Annotated in this window: 20 protein-coding genes; 18 read left to right on the plus strand and 2 right to left on the minus strand. The window is 41.4% G+C overall.

Annotation, left to right across the window (positions count from 1 at the left end):
* Positions 1-108: 108 nt before the first annotated feature.
* The 6 genes from DN92_RS01595 to DN92_RS01620 are packed head-to-tail and all read left to right on the plus strand — an operon-like array spanning position 109 to position 3928.
* The gene (locus DN92_RS01595) at positions 109-732 is read left to right on the plus strand and encodes a PI-PLC domain-containing protein (protein WP_173959604.1); all 624 of its coding nucleotides are present in this window, start codon (positions 109-111) and stop codon (positions 730-732) included.
* The gene (locus DN92_RS01600; RefSeq protein WP_173959605.1) at positions 729-1361 is read left to right on the plus strand and encodes an HAD family hydrolase; all 633 of its coding nucleotides are present in this window, start codon (positions 729-731) and stop codon (positions 1359-1361) included. The genes DN92_RS01595 and DN92_RS01600 overlap by 4 nt, the downstream gene beginning before the upstream one ends.
* Positions 1358-2086, plus strand: a complete 729-nt coding sequence (locus tag DN92_RS01605; RefSeq protein WP_173959606.1) for a glycosyltransferase family 2 protein — start codon at positions 1358-1360, stop codon at positions 2084-2086. Before DN92_RS01600 ends, DN92_RS01605 begins: the two co-directional genes overlap by 4 nt.
* Positions 2083-2412, plus strand: coding sequence for a cupin domain-containing protein (locus tag DN92_RS01610; protein ID WP_173959607.1), 330 nt, complete (start codon positions 2083-2085; stop codon positions 2410-2412). The genes DN92_RS01605 and DN92_RS01610 overlap by 4 nt, the downstream gene beginning before the upstream one ends.
* 14 nt (positions 2413-2426) lie before the next feature.
* Positions 2427-3137 carry a glycosyltransferase family 2 protein gene (locus DN92_RS01615; protein WP_217426033.1) on the plus strand — a complete coding sequence of 237 codons (711 nt, stop codon included), beginning with the start codon at positions 2427-2429 and terminating at the stop codon, positions 3135-3137.
* Positions 3138-3145: 8 nt separating this feature from the next.
* Complete coding sequence (locus DN92_RS01620; protein ID WP_173959609.1) at positions 3146-3928, plus strand: SGNH/GDSL hydrolase family protein; 783 nt, start codon at positions 3146-3148, stop codon at positions 3926-3928.
* A 15-nt stretch (positions 3929-3943) separates the two neighbouring features.
* On the opposite strand, the gene DN92_RS01625 is transcribed toward DN92_RS01620, so the two are convergent.
* Both DN92_RS01625 and DN92_RS01630 read right to left on the minus strand, forming a co-directional pair.
* On the minus strand, positions 3944-4651 hold the full coding sequence (locus DN92_RS01625) for a DUF268 domain-containing protein (RefSeq protein WP_173959610.1): 708 nt from the start codon (positions 4649-4651) through the stop codon (positions 3944-3946).
* A 17-nt stretch (positions 4652-4668) separates the two neighbouring features.
* On the minus strand, positions 4669-5586 hold the full coding sequence (locus DN92_RS01630; RefSeq protein ID WP_173959611.1) for a WavE lipopolysaccharide synthesis family protein: 918 nt from the start codon (positions 5584-5586) through the stop codon (positions 4669-4671).
* A 140-nt stretch (positions 5587-5726) separates the two neighbouring features.
* On the opposite strand from DN92_RS01630, the gene DN92_RS01635 reads away from it, so the two are divergent.
* The 12 genes from DN92_RS01635 to DN92_RS01690 all read left to right on the plus strand — a co-directional run bounded on the left by DN92_RS01635 (position 5727) and on the right by DN92_RS01690 (position 18345).
* Positions 5727-7115 (plus strand): O-antigen ligase family protein, encoded by a 1389-nt coding sequence (locus DN92_RS01635; protein ID WP_173959612.1) that lies wholly within the window; start codon positions 5727-5729, stop codon positions 7113-7115.
* A gap of 186 nt (positions 7116-7301) precedes the next feature.
* A complete protein-coding gene (locus DN92_RS01640; RefSeq protein WP_173959613.1) occupies positions 7302-8540 on the plus strand; it encodes a hypothetical protein in 1239 nt (412 codons plus the stop codon).
* Positions 8541-8609: 69 nt separating this feature from the next.
* A complete protein-coding gene (locus tag DN92_RS01645; RefSeq protein WP_173959614.1) occupies positions 8610-9599 on the plus strand; it encodes a GDP-mannose 4,6-dehydratase in 990 nt (329 codons plus the stop codon).
* A 67-nt stretch (positions 9600-9666) separates the two neighbouring features.
* Positions 9667-10437: a glucose-1-phosphate cytidylyltransferase gene (gene rfbF / locus DN92_RS01650; protein WP_173959615.1), complete on the plus strand. Its 771-nt coding sequence runs from the start codon at positions 9667-9669 to the stop codon at positions 10435-10437.
* 2 nt (positions 10438-10439) lie between these two features.
* Positions 10440-11525 (plus strand): CDP-glucose 4,6-dehydratase, encoded by a 1086-nt coding sequence (gene rfbG / locus DN92_RS01655; protein WP_173959616.1) that lies wholly within the window; start codon positions 10440-10442, stop codon positions 11523-11525.
* Complete coding sequence (gene rfbC, locus DN92_RS01660; protein WP_173959617.1) at positions 11522-12082, plus strand: dTDP-4-dehydrorhamnose 3,5-epimerase; 561 nt, start codon at positions 11522-11524, stop codon at positions 12080-12082. Before rfbG ends, rfbC begins: the two co-directional genes overlap by 4 nt.
* A complete protein-coding gene (locus tag DN92_RS01665; protein ID WP_173959618.1) occupies positions 12079-13302 on the plus strand; it encodes a class I SAM-dependent methyltransferase in 1224 nt (407 codons plus the stop codon). Before rfbC ends, DN92_RS01665 begins: the two co-directional genes overlap by 4 nt.
* Positions 13299-14150, plus strand: coding sequence for an NAD-dependent epimerase/dehydratase family protein (locus DN92_RS01670; protein ID WP_173959619.1), 852 nt, complete (start codon positions 13299-13301; stop codon positions 14148-14150). Before DN92_RS01665 ends, DN92_RS01670 begins: the two co-directional genes overlap by 4 nt.
* Positions 14150-15658: a lipopolysaccharide biosynthesis protein gene (locus DN92_RS01675; RefSeq protein ID WP_173959620.1), complete on the plus strand. Its 1509-nt coding sequence runs from the start codon at positions 14150-14152 to the stop codon at positions 15656-15658. The genes DN92_RS01670 and DN92_RS01675 overlap by 1 nt, the downstream gene beginning before the upstream one ends.
* A gap of 20 nt (positions 15659-15678) precedes the next feature.
* Positions 15679-16575, plus strand: coding sequence for a class I SAM-dependent methyltransferase (locus DN92_RS01680; protein WP_173959621.1), 897 nt, complete (start codon positions 15679-15681; stop codon positions 16573-16575).
* A complete protein-coding gene (locus DN92_RS01685) occupies positions 16572-17777 on the plus strand; it encodes a glycosyltransferase family 2 protein (RefSeq protein WP_173959622.1) in 1206 nt (401 codons plus the stop codon). The genes DN92_RS01680 and DN92_RS01685 overlap by 4 nt, the downstream gene beginning before the upstream one ends.
* Positions 17770-18345 (plus strand): glycosyltransferase family 2 protein, encoded by a 576-nt coding sequence (locus DN92_RS01690; protein ID WP_173959623.1) that lies wholly within the window; start codon positions 17770-17772, stop codon positions 18343-18345. Before DN92_RS01685 ends, DN92_RS01690 begins: the two co-directional genes overlap by 8 nt.
* The last annotated feature ends 33 nt before the right edge of the window (positions 18346-18378 follow it).

Genomic DNA, 18378 nt, shown 5'->3' on the forward strand with positions numbered 1-18378 from the left:
TGTTTATTCAAGTATCTGCCACTAATATCGGTAGCGGCCTAAATCATTTGCGAGAGATGCGCGCTTTTTGGTAAAGAAATTTCACGCATTACGAGGGTTAATTGAATAATGAAGATTATTGCTCACCGAGGTCTTTGGTTTAAACCAGATGAAAAAAATACACTAGTAGCATTTGAACGCGCCTTGCAAAATGGATTTGGTATTGAAACTGATTTTAGGGATCGCAATGGGGAGCTGGTCATTAGCCATGATCCTGCAGCAGCTGATTCAATTGAGGCAAATGTATTCTTTGAATTATGCAATCAATATCCAGATGCGGACCCACATGCCATAAATATAAAATCCGATGGTTTGCAAAAATTACTTGCCCCACATCTCCTTGCATGGAGTCCTGATCGATATTTCGTATTTGACATGTCAGTGCCAGACTCCCTGGGCTATCTCAAGCAAAACATGAATACGTTTACCCGGGTAAGTGAGTACGAGTCTTACCAAGATTTTGATGGAAAAACTACTGGTGTCTGGTTAGATGGGTTTGGTGGGGAATGGTTTGGGGCTGAGCAAATCGATCATTACTTGGCACTAGGTAATTCTGTAGCAATAGTATCTCCTGAGCTACACGGACGAGATCATGAATCGCTTTGGGCTAAGATTAAATCGCTGTACACTTCAAATATGTCATTAATGCTTTGCACAGATTTGCCCTTAGAGGCAAAGAAATATTTCTCATGATTAAAATCAAGTGCGTTATTTTCGATATGGATGGCGTCTTGATAGATGCTCGTGATTGGCACTACGAAGCCTTAAATAGAGCTTTGGCAATCTTTGGTTTTCAAATTTCAAGGCATGATCACCTGGTTACTTATGATGGTCTGCCAACCACGAAGAAGCTAGAAATCCTGAGCACGCATTCTCAATTACCAAATCAATTGCATGGCTTTATTAATGATCTGAAGCAAATCTTCACCATGGATATTACGATGACAAAATGTGCTCCTACATTCTGTCATGAGTATGCTATTTCAAGATTAAAAAGTGATGGATATCGCATGGCGGTTTGCTCAAACTCTATCCGAGATACCATTACTTCGATGTTGTCTAAAGCAGCCTTAATTGATTACTTTGATTTTTATTTATCCAATCAAGATGTGACTAAATCCAAACCTGACCCCGAGATCTATTTAAAAGCAATTCAGCGCTTTGGAGTGCACCCGAGTGAGTGTCTAGTATTGGAAGATAATGCCAATGGCATTCGTGCAGCCAAGGATGCTGGAGCTCATGTAATGAAGATTGATCAAGTGACGGATGTGAGCTACGCCAATATTGTGAAATATATTCAAAAGATTGAGGCGACTTCATGATTAATGTACTTATTCCGCTGAGCGGCGGATCCAAGTTCTTTGATTCTGAGGAATATTTTTATCCAAAAATGCTGGTTGAGATCTTGGGTAAACCCATGATTCAGCATGCTATTGAAAATCTGCAGACATTGCGGGAAGATTTGCAATTTACCTTTGTAGTTAAAAAAAGTGACTGTACTCAGTTTCACTTAGATGACACTCTCCGACTCTTGACTGATGCAGAATGCAAGATTGTCGTTCTGGACGAAGAGACTAAGGGCGCTGCCTGTAGCGCTTTAATGGCTATTGATGCTATCAATAATGATGATCCCTTGGTGATTGCCAACTTTGATCAAGTGATTGATTGCAATCTTTCTGAGTTGTATGATGAATTTCATAATTCAGACAGTGATGCAGGGTGTCTTGTTTTCAGTACGACTCATCCTCGATGGTCATTTGTTTTGCTTGATGAGCAGGATTGCGTACTAGAGACTGCAGAAAAGAGGCCCTTGAGCCGAAATGCCATCGCCGGTTTTTATTGCTATAAGCAAGGCAAAGATTTTGTTGAGGCTGCCAAGTCAATGATTTTGAAATCTTGCTCTAACGCAGATGTATTTTATATTTCCCCTACCTTTAACGAGTTAATTCTTAAGGGTAAGAGCATCAAGGCACTTCGCATCCCTAACGAAAAATATCATAGCTTCTATACGCCTCAAAAAATTGAAGAGTACGAGAAGGGTTTATGAAAAAGTATCAACTAAACACGATGACCAAGGGGTGGTTTGTTGGTGACTTCTCGCCAACCATCATTAAAACTCAAGAAGTTGAGGTGGGCGTTAAGCAGTATCTCAAGAATGAATATGAAGAAACGCACCATCATAAAATTGCCACCGAAGTTACGGTAATCGTCTCTGGAAAAGTGCGTATGAATGGTGAGATTTTTGTTGCTGGCGATATCATCGTTATCGAGCCGGGGGAGTCTACCGATTTTGAAGTTTTAGAAGATGTCACAACGGTAGTTGTGAAATACCCTGGTGCTCAAAACGATAAATATATGGGTGCATCAAGTTGAACATAGTAATTCCGATGGCAGGCCTGGGCTCTCGCTTTGTCAAGGCAGGTTACCAAGCCCCAAAACCGTTAATTGATGTTGCCGGGAAGCCTATGATTGTGAGGGTGATGGAAAACCTGCAACAACCCGGAGCTACATTTACTTTATTGGCTAGAAAAGAACATATTGATAGCAATCAAGGGCTAGTTGCCCAAATACAGTCAGACTTTAATGCAGTGTTTGTTCCCATTGATAAATTGACTGAAGGCACCGCTTGCACCGTTTTATTCGCTAGGTCTCATCTTGATCCTAATCAGGAAGTAGTTATCGCTAATTCTGATCAAATTATTGACAACTGCTTTACTCAGTTTTTGATCGATGCCAAGGTAAGGGATCTAGATGGATCGATCTTGACTTTTATTGATGCAGAGTTAAATCCGAAATGGTCCTTTGCGAAGATTGATGCTGCGGGATTGGTTACTGAAGTTCAGGAAAAAAAAGTCATCTCTGAATTTGCAACAGTAGGAATCTATTATTTTAAACGTGCCGACGAGCTGGTTGACAGCATCATTCAGATGATCATTGAAAATGACCGTGTGAATAACGAATTTTATACATGCCCCGTTTATAACTACCTCATTCGCGAGGGAAAAAAGGTGGGCATATTTAACATAGACCAATCCCAAATGCATGGAATTGGCACCCCAGAAGATTTAAACACCTACCTGAAGCTTATTCAAGGTTAACACTCTCTATGGGTACTGTTTCATCTTTTCTTCAGCCGCTTAAAGAAAATATTAAATTCCGTTTACGGTGGCGGTACCTGTGGAAAGATTGGTTTTTAGGAAGACATGCTTGTCTTGGGTATGACGTTCTAAAGTACTACGACAAACTACCAAGAGAGGTTAACTTTCAAAAAGGTCGTGCAGATCTTTTGCTGCGGTATTGGGCTGATAAATCACTTCTACCAATCAGTAGTCGACTTTCCCCATTGATGGCAAGAAACGATGTGCTACCGCACATTCGTCAGTTAGAGTTTTTTAATTGCTTACCGATGCATCCACCCCGATTTATTTTGATGGATTCATTTGCAGAGCTTACAGATCAATTGTTTACGCAACGTTCTGAAGGGTGGCAATTTTGTTGCGCCTATAGCGATTTAGTTCAGGAGAAGTCATTTTCTGAAGAGTATGAAAGTAATGGCCTGCTACCCATTGAAAATATGAGGCAGGTCTACTTAGAGCTGTTTAGTTTTTTTATCAATAGGTGGGGTGCTGTACCTATTTACTTTTTACACTTTCCAATTGCCCTAGAAACTCGGGAAAACTTGAGAAAACGGCATGCGGCAATGATTGAAATTATCCATCAGATAGCACTGGAATATCCTAATGTTCACTCCATTGCAATTGATGAGTCAAGTGTTCAGTGGCCTAACAATACTCCTGAGGAGTTAAAGGCTTTTCCTTATCATTATGATGAGGAAACTTATCTCGCATTTAAGAAAAATATTGAGCAAGTAGCGCCATTACAGCGTTAAGTACTTGTTGATGAACTAGCGTTGGAAGTGAAAGCAGCCACAACCATAGATTTGACCTACTGTATTTGCTTGATTTGCTTGTGGGATGTATTTTCCTGCATCATTGATGTAAGAAAAATCAACAAGTTGCATATCTAAAAAATACGATAGTATTTGTTGGTACGTATAAATACGATGCGCGTTATATTGAATAATTGCCTTTTCGCCTAAGGGGACTACAAACAAGAGGCTTCCGCCCGTTGCAACTACTCTTTTTAGCTCAGCGATTGCTTTGAGGTCGCCTTGCGCATCTAGCGGATCGCCATAGCGCTCGAGTCCAATATGCTCAACTACATGCATGCAAGATAGCGATTGCACTGAATGATCTGGGAAGGGTAGATTCATCAAGTCGGCTTTGTTTGATTCAAGTCCCGACAGATTCAGCTTTGCTGGACGATAGTCATAAAAGCGAACGGGTACAAAAGCCGAGACTAAAGAAACAAATCGCAGACAAGAAGAAATATCAACATGTAACTCTGGTTTAGTTTTTGCTAAGACTCTTGCAGCCCAAGCAGTGTGAAATAAATAATGTGCATCAAACCCAGTGGTCGAAGTTGCATCATTGAGGCAAGGATAGCGATCCTCCCAGCGCATGTCAAAACGCCCATCTTCTAATAGATTTTTTTTGGCTGAAAAGTGTTTTGTAAATCTTGCTTTTCTGAAGTATTTCTTTAGAAGACTCATCTCAATGAACTTTGGTTTTATAGGGTGACATTTTGGAATTGACTAGCCCAGATATTTTCCTGAGCAGCGATCTCCTGTTGAATTTTATATTTCGATATTTTTTTCTTGAGACGCCCAAGAAGACCGCGGGAATGGTAGCCGCAAGGATGTATCTTAGCGCTATGCTGGGCCCACTGCGTTTCAGTCCACCATGGATGCTCCCATGCCTGACCTAAACTTCTAAATCCTGCTTGAGCTCCAAACCATAAAATTCCCAGTTGCTGATGGTCAATGAGTCTCAAGTAGTTTTCTGCAACAGACTTATGGTTTAACTGTTGACTGGCATGCTGATTAATTCGTGATCGATACAGGGCATAAAGTTCTGCTTCAGCGCAGTAGAGATCTTCTAGGGATGGCAGGCCAAGATATTCAGGTCCGAGCGCCACTCGATCCTGTTCGGACATATTAAACATCTGCTTGTAATTGAAGCCATCATCACTCCACAGTTTTTCCATCTCGTGGATATGTCCAAATGAGAATAGATCTGGCATGGTTGAAAAGCTATCTGGACTAATTGAAATATTACGAAACGCTGGAACAACAATTCTAGAATTCGTTCCCTCTGGAGGCGAAAAGTGCGCCCACTCCATCAATTGGTTTACTGCCATGCGTGTTGGCAGCATATCTGTTCGCCACTTGAGAACATAGTCACATCCAGCGGCTTTGGCGGCATCTAAACCCCTTGCGCTGGAGAAGCGTTGGTAGTTGCGGTTGGTAAATCCCGCTACGACAGGTTTTGGGCTTCTGATGAGCTCAAAGTCACCTTTTGGGATGATCTGTCCATCATTCCAGGTAGATAGGACCGTATAGTCAAAGAGATGGGGCAAGGTTTCAAGGATCAGTCTGCTACCCCTGCGGATATCGCCCTGAATAATGCAGCCGACTTTCATTGCCATTTCACCACTTATTTTGAATCTAATGATTTTAGCATTGGAGCCCTGTAGTAATTAGGCGCTCACGTGGTACACATTATTTAAAAAGTCTAATAAAGGGCTCGTAGGCAGTAAAATAACGCTAATTTCTATAAGTAAGACATATGCTTAAAACTCGCCAGTTATCGCTGATAAATTACCTTGGGTTATCCATCGTACTTTTAAGTGCTTGCTTACTATCCATTTGGGCAATGAAACACACCATTGCATTGCGCAACATCCTTTTAAGCCTGGGTTGTCTGCTTTCCATTATTTACATTTATCAAGCTAAAAAAATCGCGCCATTCTCGATTGCTTGGCGCAACCTCACACCATTTCTATTTATCGGCAGTCTCTTTATTTGGGTGCTGGTGCATTATTTTTTGTTTTCACAGGATTCAGTTCTGCAGCTTAAGGAGCTCAAGTCTATTTGGTTTCGGAGTCTGGAGGCATCCCTTTTAGGGTTCGTTTGCGGCCTAGTAATTGCTCAAAAGCCTTCCAGAATCAATTTATTAGCCTATGGGCTGATTGCTGGCTTTGCTGTTCTCTACTACCAATACTTGCCAAAGGTGTTGGCAACGCATCGGTTGTTTCATCCAGATCATTTCAATTACATTTTTTATGGAAAAATTAATGGGGTCTTGATTGGAACCCTGTTGATTGCGGGGGTTGGCGGTCATTTGACTGATCTACTATCGGGCAGTCTCGCTGGACGCTTGAAAATAGCTTTAAATGCCATTGCCTCGGCATTGATCGTTGCAATACCCCTATATGCTTATGTCTATATTTTTGATGCTAAAAATGGGATTGGGTTAGCTACCATCCTCGCTTTTGTCTGGATTTGTTGGGGGGTGTATGGATTTTTCAAGCCGAAACCTCAGGCGGAGCAACGGAAAAGCAAATTGGCATGGATTTTGATAATCCTATTAATGTTGAGTCTAGTTGCCCTATTTGGGCGGCTTCAGCTTAAACAACATCCAAGTTGGCAATATCTTATTGAGGATGTTCGGGAAAGTGTTCAGATTGACAAATATCCCCAATGGAAGAGTCCATCTACCCTGGGCTACCCAGTTCTGCCCTCGGGCAGGGTGATTACCCCCAATGTATTTGAGCGGGTTTCGTGGGCGACAGCCGGATTAACGTTGATCCCCAAAAATCCTTGGGGTAATGGCATTTTGCAATACCCTTTTGAGCGTTCGCTAATGCGGCAATTCCCCAATTCCCCACCTAATTCGTTACCAGGATCGACCCACAGTGGATGGATAGAGCTACTTCTATCATTTGGTTTTCCAGCCTTGATCTGCCTTTGGGGGGCTTTAGCATCAGTAGCATATGGGGCAATGAGAGGTTCAGCACCGACAAAAGGGGTGGCAATTAGTGTCTTAATAGCTATTTTTTGCCTATATACAGTTGGCGAACTTAGCAACCATCACGCGGTAGAAATATTACTATTTACCATTGCATTGTTGGCAGCTTTGAATTTAGGCCAAAGGCCGTCCAGTATGGAAGATTAGCGATGCTAAGTAACGCGGCCTAGATTACAATTAGTACTAAATTTTAGATGGGATTATGTTTTATCAAACAAGGCTCAATTCGAGGGCAATAGCGCGTTTTTTGGTTTGAGTTGATTCATCAAAGACCGCTAGTAGGCAGTATGATTTTTTCCCATTGTTTTTTAATAAATTAAGTGATTACCTAAATTGAGCAATCAAATTGTTATAGATGACTTAAAGCAAGAGGAGAATGAAATTTCCCTCCTCGATATCATTACTTTCATACAAGAGTCCTGGAAAAAGCTGGCAATTGCCGCTATTGTGGGAGCCATCTTAGGTTTTGCAAGCTGGAATTTCTTAGGCAGTTATCAAGCTGAGTATGTTTTACTAAATAATACCAATACCAATACCAATACCAATACCAATACCAGTATCAGCAGCAACACTAATTCGAGTAGCTATGCCCTGGATCTAGTTTCTTGGAAGACTATTCAAAAGAGTTTGCCAAACCTAGCGGCGCAAATTGAAGATGAGGGCAAGGCTCCTGAAGGTCAAGCCCGTCTTTACAGAGTCTTAGCAAATGATCAGTGGTGGCAAAAAAATGTAGTGCCTAGCTACGCTATCTCTAAAGCAGATACTAAAGATCTAGCGGCCATCAGTAAGGACCTCGACACTGCATCAACCACGATTTTGAGCTTAACACTAAAGTCAGATGGCCCCACAACAGAGAAGGCTGTAGAGAACGTACGCACAGTTGCCAAATTTTTACGTACCGGCAGCGCCTACCTACAGATACGTAATATTCTCAATAGCTACGAGAGCGAGACGATTTCGATGGTGGCTGATTTGCAAAAACGCATCACTTCCACTGAGATTGAGATGAGTTACCAAGTGCAGCGCGCCAAGAGTCTAGAGGAGTTGTATAAGCGTTTCCCCAGTGGTGCAAGCGGGGCTAACCAGGTGGTCGACCTTAAAGACTCGGGCGCTAAATACTTACCACTGGCTACCCAGATCATTGCGGCTAATAATGACATTAATCAGTTTAAAGAAACTTTGCAGCGCTATAAAGATCGCTTAGCGCAAATTGCGCTGATGAAGACCTTTGTAGACCAAGCCATTCCCTTGGCAGAACAAACCTATGACGGGCTTGTCTTAGATGAGCAGTTGCTTGAAGTAGAAGCTGCTATGAGAGCGAAGCTGGCAAAAGAGGACATTAAGCAGCAAGAAGCTTTAGATCAACTGCGTGGCCAGTTATTGGTAGTCAAAGCCCGCTTTACCAAAGGCTTGGAGGGTAATACTGCGCCAACAGCGAGCAAAAAAGGAATGATCAAAACTACGGCCGGTGGACTGGCAGGCGCGTTCTTCCTGATGCTATTCCTGCTCTTGGGTCAAAAAGTCTGGGTGAGTATTAAAGGTAGTCAAAAGAGTGGTGGTGTCAGATCATGATCCAACTAAAAGCAGTGGCTCGGGATCGGGCATTAGCGGGCGCAAGAAAAAGATTGTGAAGAATATTAAATGGAAGTAACTGATAAATCGAATGCTAAAAGACGGGCCCTGATCTGTGGGGTATCAGGTCAAGATGGCGCCTATCTTGCGCAGTTATTGCTCAGTAAGGGGTATGAAGTGTGGGGTACCTCTAGAGATGCTCAAACCTCTAGCTTTTCTTCTTTAAAGAAGCTGGGCATTCTCGATAAAGTAAAAACCATTTCGATGTCTCTGGTTGATTTCCGAAGTGTGTTGCAAGCTTTGTCTAAGGTAAGCCCTGATGAGATTTATAACTTAGCAGGTCAATCTTCTGTTGGCCTTTCCTTTGATCAGCCGGTAGATACCCTCGAAAGCATTACTTTGGGCACAGTCAATTTACTCGAGAGTATTCGTTTTTTAAACCCTAATATCCGTTTTTACAATGCAGGCTCAAGCGAGTGTTTTGGCGATATTGGCGGGGTCTCTGCTACTGAAAATACTGCCTTTCGCCCTAAAAGCCCTTATGCAATTGCCAAAGCGGCCGCGACTTGGCAGGTCGATTTATATCGACAGGCTTATGGCTTGTTTGCTTGTACGGGAATTTTGTTTAATCACGAATCCCCTTTAAGACCTGAACGTTTTGTGACTAGAAAAATTATTGCTGCAGCCTGTCGCATTTCCAAAGGGAGCGCAGAGAAATTAGAGCTCGGTAACATTGAGGTTCGTCGGGACTGGGGGTGGGCACCAGAATATGTTGATGCGATGTGGAGAATGCTAAATCATGGCGAACCACAAGATTTTATTATCGCTACGGGAGTGACCCAAAGCCTGCGACATTTTCTGAAGACGGCGTTTGATGCGGTCAATTTAGATTGGAATGATCATGTCCAAACGAACCCTAATTTATTAAGGCCATCCGATCCCCTGGAGATTGGCGGGGTTGCCACAAAAGCAAAAGAGATTTTGCTGTGGGAGCCTGAATTTAAGGGGGAAAACTTGGTCAGAAGATTGGTTGAGGAAGAATTAAATGGGGCTGCCTAAAGCTAGCTAGGCGATTGATTAATTAATGAATGAATTATAGTTTTAATAATTAGAAAGATTTATTAAGATGAAGGCAGTTATTCTGGCAGGTGGACTGGGTACACGAATCTCCGAGGAGACCCATTTAAAGCCCAAGCCGATGATTGACATTGGCGGTAAGCCGATTCTTTGGCACATCATGAAGTCGTACTCGGCGCATGGCGTCAACGACTTTGTCATTTGCTGCGGCTACAAAGGCTACGTCATCAAAGAATATTTTGCCAATTACTTTTTGCATATGTCAGACGTGACTTTTGATATGGCAAGCAACCAGATGGAAGTGCATCAGCGCAACGCTGAGCCGTGGAAAGTGACTTTAATTGATACTGGTGATGAGACCCTAACTGGCGGCCGCTTAAAACGGGTTGCTAGTTATGTTCAAGGCGAGTCTGAGTTCTGCTTTACTTACGGCGATGGCGTAAGCGACCTGAATATTACCTCCTTAATTGATTTTCATCGCAAGCATGGAAAATTGGCGACGGTGACTGCAGTTCAACCTCCGGGACGTTATGGGGCCCTTAAGCTCGAGGGAAATCAAGTCACGGGCTTTACTGAAAAACCGCGCGGAGATGGCGGCTTAATTAATGGGGGGTTTTTTGTGCTCTCCCCAAAATGCTTAGAACTCATCGCAAGTGATTCGACGACTTGGGAGGCGGAGCCCTTAATCGAGCTCTCCAAAATGGGGGAGCTCATGTCCTTTGAGCACAATGGTTTTTGGCAGGCAATGGATACCCTTCGGGATAAAACCCACCTTGAAGAACTTTGGGCTTCTGGGAATGCGCCCTGGAAAAATTGGTAGATATGTTGACCAATGCATCTCCCCAATTTTGGTCTGGCAAGAAGGTGCTTCTTACTGGGCATACTGGCTTTAAGGGTGCATGGATGGCTCTTTGGCTCCATCAGATGGGGGCAATTGTGTGTGGGATCAGTCTGCCACCCCAAACTCAGCCCAATCTTTTTACGCTTGCTAAGGTTGGCGATTTGATCGAGAGTCATTTTTGCGATATTCGTCATGCAGATGCTATTGCGAGCGTAATTAAAAGTGCTAATCCAGAAATTGTGTTGCATCTAGCAGCTCAGGCCTTAGTTAGATCAAGCTACAAAGATCCTCTAGCCACTTTTGCGACAAACGTGATGGGTACTGCTAACGTACTTAATGCATTAAGAGATTTACCATCGGTAAAGTCGGTTGTATGCGTTACCACGGATAAGGTTTACAAAAACTTAGAACATAGTTATCCATATCGGGAGACCGATGTATTGGGCGGTCATGATCCCTATAGCGCCAGTAAAGCAGCTAGTGAAATTGTGATTTCTTCTTTTAGGGATTCTTACCTTAAAGAGCAAGGCGTTGCCGTAGCTTCTGCCCGTGCCGGTAATGTGATTGGGGGTGGTGATTGGTCCGAGGATAGACTCATACCAGATGCTATTCGTGCATGGGAAAATAACGCACCCCTAGAAATTCGTAGGCCCAATGCAGTTCGTCCATGGCAGCACGTGCTAGAGCCAGTTAATGGCTATTTAGTGCTTGCCGAAAAACTATATACAGATGCCTCCTTATCGGGCGCATATAACTTCGGCCCACTCACCCATGAGGCGGCTACCGTGGGGAGTGTTATCAAGTTGGCGCGCCATATTTATGGATCTGGTGAGGTGGACTGGGGTGATGGTAGTCAAGGTCCACATGAGGCAGGGCTACTCTCTTTAGAGGTATCAAAATCACGGGCGGCGCTGGATGTGGGTCCTCGTTGGGGTCTGCATGAAACTATAAAACGAACCATCAATTGGTATCAGTTACAGGCCACCAATCAAGATGCGCAAATATTATGCCAAGAAGATATTTTGGCTTTTATTGAAGCAAAAAATAGTAACAACGAATCAGTATGAGTCAATTTTCTATTATCGATACCCCCCTATTCGACTTAAAAGTGATTGAGCGTAAGCCAATTGGAGATAGCCGGGGTCATCTGGCGCGTATTTTTTGTGCCGATCAGTTAAAAGATGCTGGCTGGAAAAAGCCGATTGCTCAGATCAATCAAACGATGACCAAAAGTCGGGGAACAGTTAGGGGCTTGCATTTTCAAAACCCACCATATGCCGAGATGAAATTAATTTCTTGCTTGCAGGGAGAAATTTGGGATGTGGCTGTCGATTTGAGAAAAAATTCACCCACATTTTTACAGTGGCATGCAGAAAGATTATCTTCTGAAAATTATCGAGCGCTCTTAATCCCGGAAGGTTTTGCACATGGGTTTCAAACACTCACTGATGATTGCGAATTGCTTTACTTGCATTCAGCCCCTTATAAGCCAGCAGCAGAAGGCGGCATTCGCCCCAATGATCCCCATTTAGCAATCGATTGGCCTCTAGATTTTTATGAAATTTCAGCAAGAGATTCTGAGCATCCCTTATTAAATGATTTATTTGAAGGAATTGAATTATGAAGTGTCGTCACTGTTTGGCTGAGCTAACCCATGTCTTCCTAGACCTTGGTTTTGCACCACCTTCTAACGCGTATTTAATGAAGAGTGATTTAACTAAGCCAGAAAAGTATTACCCTTTAAAGGTTATGGTGTGCGACCAATGCTGGTTAGTGCAGACTGAGGATTACGCGCAGGCGAATGAATTGTTTGATTCTGAATACGCCTATTTTTCAAGCACCTCCACTAGTTGGTTAGAGCATGCCAAACGTTATTCTGAAAAAATGACACAAGAGTTGGGATTAAATGAAAAGAGTCTTGTTATCGAAGTGGCTTCCAATGATGGGTATTTGCTTAAGAATTTTGTGGCTAACAGTATTCCCTGTCTAGGAATTGAACCAACAGCTAGTACTGCGGCTGCGGCAGAGGCATTAGGTATTCCTGTTTTACGAGAATTCTTTGGTGAGCAGCTAGGCAAACAATTGGCTAAAGAAGGTCGTGCAGCCGATTTAATTGCGGGGAATAACGTTTATGCACATGTGCCCGATATTAATGACTTCACCCGTGGATTAAAAGCAGCATTAAAGCTTAGCGGAACCATTACCTTGGAATTTCCGCACTTGATGCGTTTGGTTGAATTTAATCAATTTGACACTATTTATCACGAACATTTTTCTTATCTTTCTCTATATACCGTTGCCAAAATATTTAAAGCGGCAGGTTTACGCATATGGAATGTAGAGGAATTACCTACGCATGGTGGAAGTTTACGTATCTACGGTTGCCATGAATTTGACGATCGCCAGGACTTGCCGGTTGTTCAGGAAATTCTTGATCGGGAAAAGCAACGCGGCTTACAAGATCTGACGATCTATAGTGCATTTCAAAGTAAAGCCGACGTAATTAAAAATGACTTTTTAGAATTTTTAATTGCCCAAAAGAAGTTGGGTAAAAAAGTAGCAGCGTACGGTGCAGCCGCTAAGGGTAATACATTGCTTAACTATGCGGGAGTCAAACCTGATTTACTGCCATTTGTTTGTGATGCTGCTGCCGCCAAACAAAATAAATATATGCCGGGAAGTCATATCCCCATACTAAAACCCGAAGCATTATCTGTGGCGCATATCGATTATGTCGTCATTTTGCCCTGGAATATTGCAAAAGAAGTTATTGAGCAAAATGCTAACCTATCGAAGCTTGGCACTCAATTTGTTATAGCAATACCTGCAATTAAAGTCTTATGAAGATTGCAGTAACTGGTTCAACAGGTTTTATTGGTCAATATGTACTACGCGAATTAGTTTCGCGTAGTGACGTTGATTCAATTATTGCTACAGGACGCCATAAAGAACGCCCTTTGATAATTCCAGAGGAATTTCAGTATGAATATTTGGATATGACCTCTCCATCTCCGGATGATTACGAAAGAATAGGGCGACCAGATATCTTGATCCATCTTGCCTGGGAGGGCTTACCAAATTATCGATCTTTACATCATTTCGAAACTGAACTTCCTAAGCAGTATGCGTTTTTAAATTCACTTCTTAGTTCGGGACTTCCATCCTTATTAGTAACGGGGACATGTTTTGAGTATGGAATGGCGTCGGGGGAGTTGAGTGAAGAAATGGCGGTGCGCCCCACAAATCCCTATGGGTTTGCAAAAAATGCATTACGCGAGCAACTCGAATACAGACAAAAAAAATCAGAGTTTAATTTAACTTGGGCACGTCTTTTTTATCTTTATGGGAATGGGCAGGCTTCTAGCTCTATATATTCTCTGTTGATGAGCGCTATTAACAATGGTGAAGTGAATTTTAAAATGTCTAAAGGGGATCAACTTCGCGACTTCCTTCCAATAGAAATAGCTGCTAAAAATTTAGTAAGATTAATATTTCAGGATTCCAATGTAGGTATCGTTAATATTGGCTCGGGATCCCCTATTTCTATTCGAAGTTTGGTGGAAGGGTGGGTATCCGGCAGAAATGCAAAAATTTCCCTTCAGCTTGGGAGCTTCCCTTATCCAGACTATGAGTCGCTTGCATTTTGGGCATCAGCAAAAAAACTTAATCAAATTTTAGTTGGTAAAGATTAGTGACTATCAAGGGCTCTCTGATTAAGCGTAATATTGCAGCCAATCTTATTGGGACGGGCGTGGTCACGCTTCTGACATTGGTAATCACGCCCCTCCAGATAAAAATTTTAGGTATCGAAGCCTATGGAATAGTCGGTTTTATCGCCACTCTTCAAGTAATATTTGCGGTATTTGACCTTGGTTTATCTAGCACCTTGACGCGTGAACTGGCTATTGATAGTAGTCCAAATAAAGTGACTTGCCGAAGTTTAATTTCAACTGTTTCAGGGGTGTATTGGTTAGCTGCAGTTTTAATTAGTATATTGATAATAGTCTTTGCAGAGCCAATTTCTCAGTGGTGGTTTCTTCCGGGTGAAGTAAGTCAGGACACTCTCACTTTTAGTGTGAGGGTTATAGGTCTTTATTTGGGATTACGATGGCCTGTTGCTATGTATGTTGGGATTTTGAGCGGCCTTCAGCGTATGCAAGTTTTAAATATAGTTAAAGTCGGCGTAACCATTTTCCGTCTAGGAGGAGGGATTGGCGTCTTGCTTATTTGGCGCAATCTAGATATTTTTTTAATTTGGGTAGCAATTAGTGGGCTATTTGAGTTGGGGTGTTATTGGTTTGCATGCCGAAGAGCATTTCCAGACCTCTCTTTATTTAAGCACTTTTCAATAGACGAGATAAAAAGAGTGTGGAGGTTCTCATTTGGTATGAATGCATTATCAATCTTGGCAATCATTATTGTCCAGATGGATCGATTAATGATAAGTAAGTTAAATACCTTGGAAATTTTGGGGTATTACAGTCTCGCCTACATGGCGGTCACTGGGTTGAGTCTAGTTTTAAGTTCAATTAGTTCTGCAGCTCTTCCTTGGTTAGCAAATTCGCTTCAATCAAATAACAAGGCAGACCTTATGAGCCGCTATGAAAAATCATCACTATTAATTCTTTTGGCGGTAGGTTTTTTTGCATGTGCTATGGTTTTTTATCCTTACCTACTTCTTTCTATTTGGGTTGATAAAAATACTGCACTCAATACGTCAAGCATATTTTTACTCCTTGCACTTGGCACATGGCTTTCAGCTATTAATGCGAATTTATACAATGTTGCAATAGCGAGTGGCCAACCATATTGGCATCTTAGGGTTAATTTAATTCTTATAGCACCATATACTGTGACCCTTTATTTTCTTATAGAAAATTTTGGTGGAGTTGGTGCCGCTATTGGCTGGATCTTGCTTAATTTGGGGTACATATTGCTCTTATCGAAGGCAGTCAGTGTAAATATTCTTAGAATTAAAGTCTCCAAATTATTTATAGAGATTGTTTTTCCTGCATTGTTTGTTGCTCTTGTTTCGTACGTACCATTTAAAATATTTTCAACTATTTTTAGCTTTGAGCAATCTGCAGAATTATTAATATTATTGTTAAGCTCTTTCCTATATCTTCTAATTGGATATTTAGTTTTACCTAAAACTTTAAAGGTAAGCTTATTCGGACATAGTTTAAAAAACATTTTTTGAGCATAAAATTCAATTTAAATATGAAAACAGCTACTTGTCTCAACTGCAGCCATGCTTCTCCCCTTTTTTTTAAGGCGGAAGACTATAACCGCCGAGTTTCTAAGGAATCTTTCCCTTATTATCGCTGCCCTAACTGTAAATTAGTCTTCCTTGATCCGGTCCCAAATAATCTTGGAGAATACTATCAGACTGACTACTATGATGTTCCGAATAGCATCTCTGAGCATGATGCAAGGGCAAAAAATTTACAGCAATGGAAGATTGATTTAGTTAATCGATTTGCTAAAAAAGGTAAGTTACTTGAAATCGGACCAGCCTATGGGCTCTTCTCGCATCTTGCCAAGCAATCCGGGTTTGATGTTACCGCTATTGAGATGGATGCTCGCTGCTGCGAGTACTTGAGAGATATTGTTGGAATCAATGTAGTGAATGATATGGATACCTCTGCTGCCTTATCTAGATTACCTAAATTTGATGTCATCGTCTTCTGGCAAGTCTTGGAGCATTTAGTTGACCCAATGACTGTCCTTGATCTAGCTGCTGAACACTTGTCACCTGGTGGAGTTCTGATATTTGATACCCCAAACCCAAATGCATTCCAGTTTAGAGTGCTGGGAAAGTATTGGACTCATATTGATGCCCCCCGCCACGTAACTTTGATACCTATTGAGTTGGTTTCAGAGAGGTTAAAAGCTGCTGGCTTGCAGCCAGAGCTAATAACATCCTCCGATAAAAGCGCTAATGGCTTTAATGGTTTTGGCTGGGCATTTAGTTTTAAAAATTTCTTTGCTAGTGAAATCTTAGGATCGATAGTGCATTTATTCGGTCGAGTATTGGCAAAAATTTTAATACCAATTGAAAGAACTGGATGGAGGGGGAGTACCTATACGGTAGTCTTTAGGAGGCCAAAAATATGAAATTTTCAGTTTTACTTCCAACTCGAAATCGACTTGAATACTTACGATATGCAATAGAGACAGTTTTACGGCAAGATTATCAGAATTGGGAAATCATTGTTTCTGATAATTGCTCTGAGGATGATATTGCTGGGTATATCGCATCTCTGAATGATCCACGTATTTACTATATACGTACCGATACATTTGTCCCTGTGACTGACAATTGGAACAATGCCTTAAGACTCAGTACTGGTGAATACGTAATTATGCTGGGGGACGACGATGGATTACTTCCAAATTACTTCTCAAGAATGATGGACGCTATGGAATTATTTCCAGATCCTGATTTTGTTTATGTAAGCGCATATTTTTTTGCTTATCCAGGTGTTATGCCTGATTCCCCAAATGGCTTTTTACGCCGAGACATCAATAAATTATTAGGGGGCAATAAGCCATACATTCTAGATTCGTCAATAGCTAGAAAAATAGTAGATGGGTATCTTAATTTTTCAATGCCCGTTGCATCAAATATGCAATTCTCGCTTATAAGTAGACGCAAAATAAATGAGTTATCAATTGATGGAGATTTTTTTAAGTCACCTTATCCTGACTTTTATGCTACTCCAATGTTGTTTTTAAAGTCTTCAAAGATTTTGATCTATCCAAGTCCTATGGTAATCATAGGAATCACACCAAAATCTTATGGATTCTTTCACTTCAATAATCGACCTAATGAAGGCGTTCAATTTCTTAAAAATACTTTAAAGGAAGGACATTCACCTAAAATTTTAAATATCCTATTGCCCGGAACTTCCTACAATGACTCTTGGATGCTTTCAAATGAGACTTTATTTTTAAATCATATAAAAGCATTAAATGAGGAGCCCAACTACAGCAGGTATAGATTTTTACAAATAGTCCACTGTTATAAAAGGTTCTATTATGATCAAACACTACCCTTAAAAGAGATTGTTAGCCTAAAGTCGTTAATGACTGTGCAAGAACGTTATTTGTATGGCACATCAATGGCTACATTATTCACCCTACTTCGTATTGTTCCTATCAACTTAGCTAAAAAAATAATTACATTACTTCGTCAATTAATTGGTCAGCATTCCATTAAAGATCGTTTAGATTCGAAGATAAGGTTTGAGAATCTAATCGGTGTTTACAACCATTTAAGCTATCAGCAAGATCTTGACGCCTGCCAAGATGAGTGAGAAAAATAGAAATGAGGTTTCTGAGTTGCCTAACCCTCTAATTAGTATCGTAATCCCTACTCGTGATCGAGAAGATACGCTTTTTTATACCTTAACTACTGCACTAGCACAAAAAAGCAATAATTATGAAGTAGTTGTGAGTGATAACAATAGTGATATTAAAACTAAGAATGTGGTGGATTTGTTTCCTGATAATCGCATACAGTACTTTAATACTGGAAAGCGCCTGTCCATGTGTGATAACTATGAATTTGCTCTTTCGAAATGTCGCGGTGAGTATGTGATCATCATAGGAGATGATGATGCAGTTATTCCAGGTAGGCTTGATGATTTAATTAATGTATTAGAGAAATTAGATCAGCCAATGATTCACATGTGGCCGTTGCATATCTATGATTGGCCTGTAAATAATGCGCTCGCCCGAGTAGCGTACTTAGCGCCGATTGTGAAATCAACCAAATTAAATTTGAAAGAAAAAGCGCAATTTGTCATTTCAGCGGGGGGTTGGAAGTATTATGAGCTTCCATCCCCATACCATAGCGCGATTCCAGTAACAATCTTAGATTGAACTGACTTGATTTTTAGTACCACTCCAGAAGAG

The organism is Polynucleobacter arcticus (assembly GCF_013307205.1).
Classification (GTDB): Bacteria; Pseudomonadota; Gammaproteobacteria; order Burkholderiales; family Burkholderiaceae; genus Polynucleobacter; species Polynucleobacter arcticus.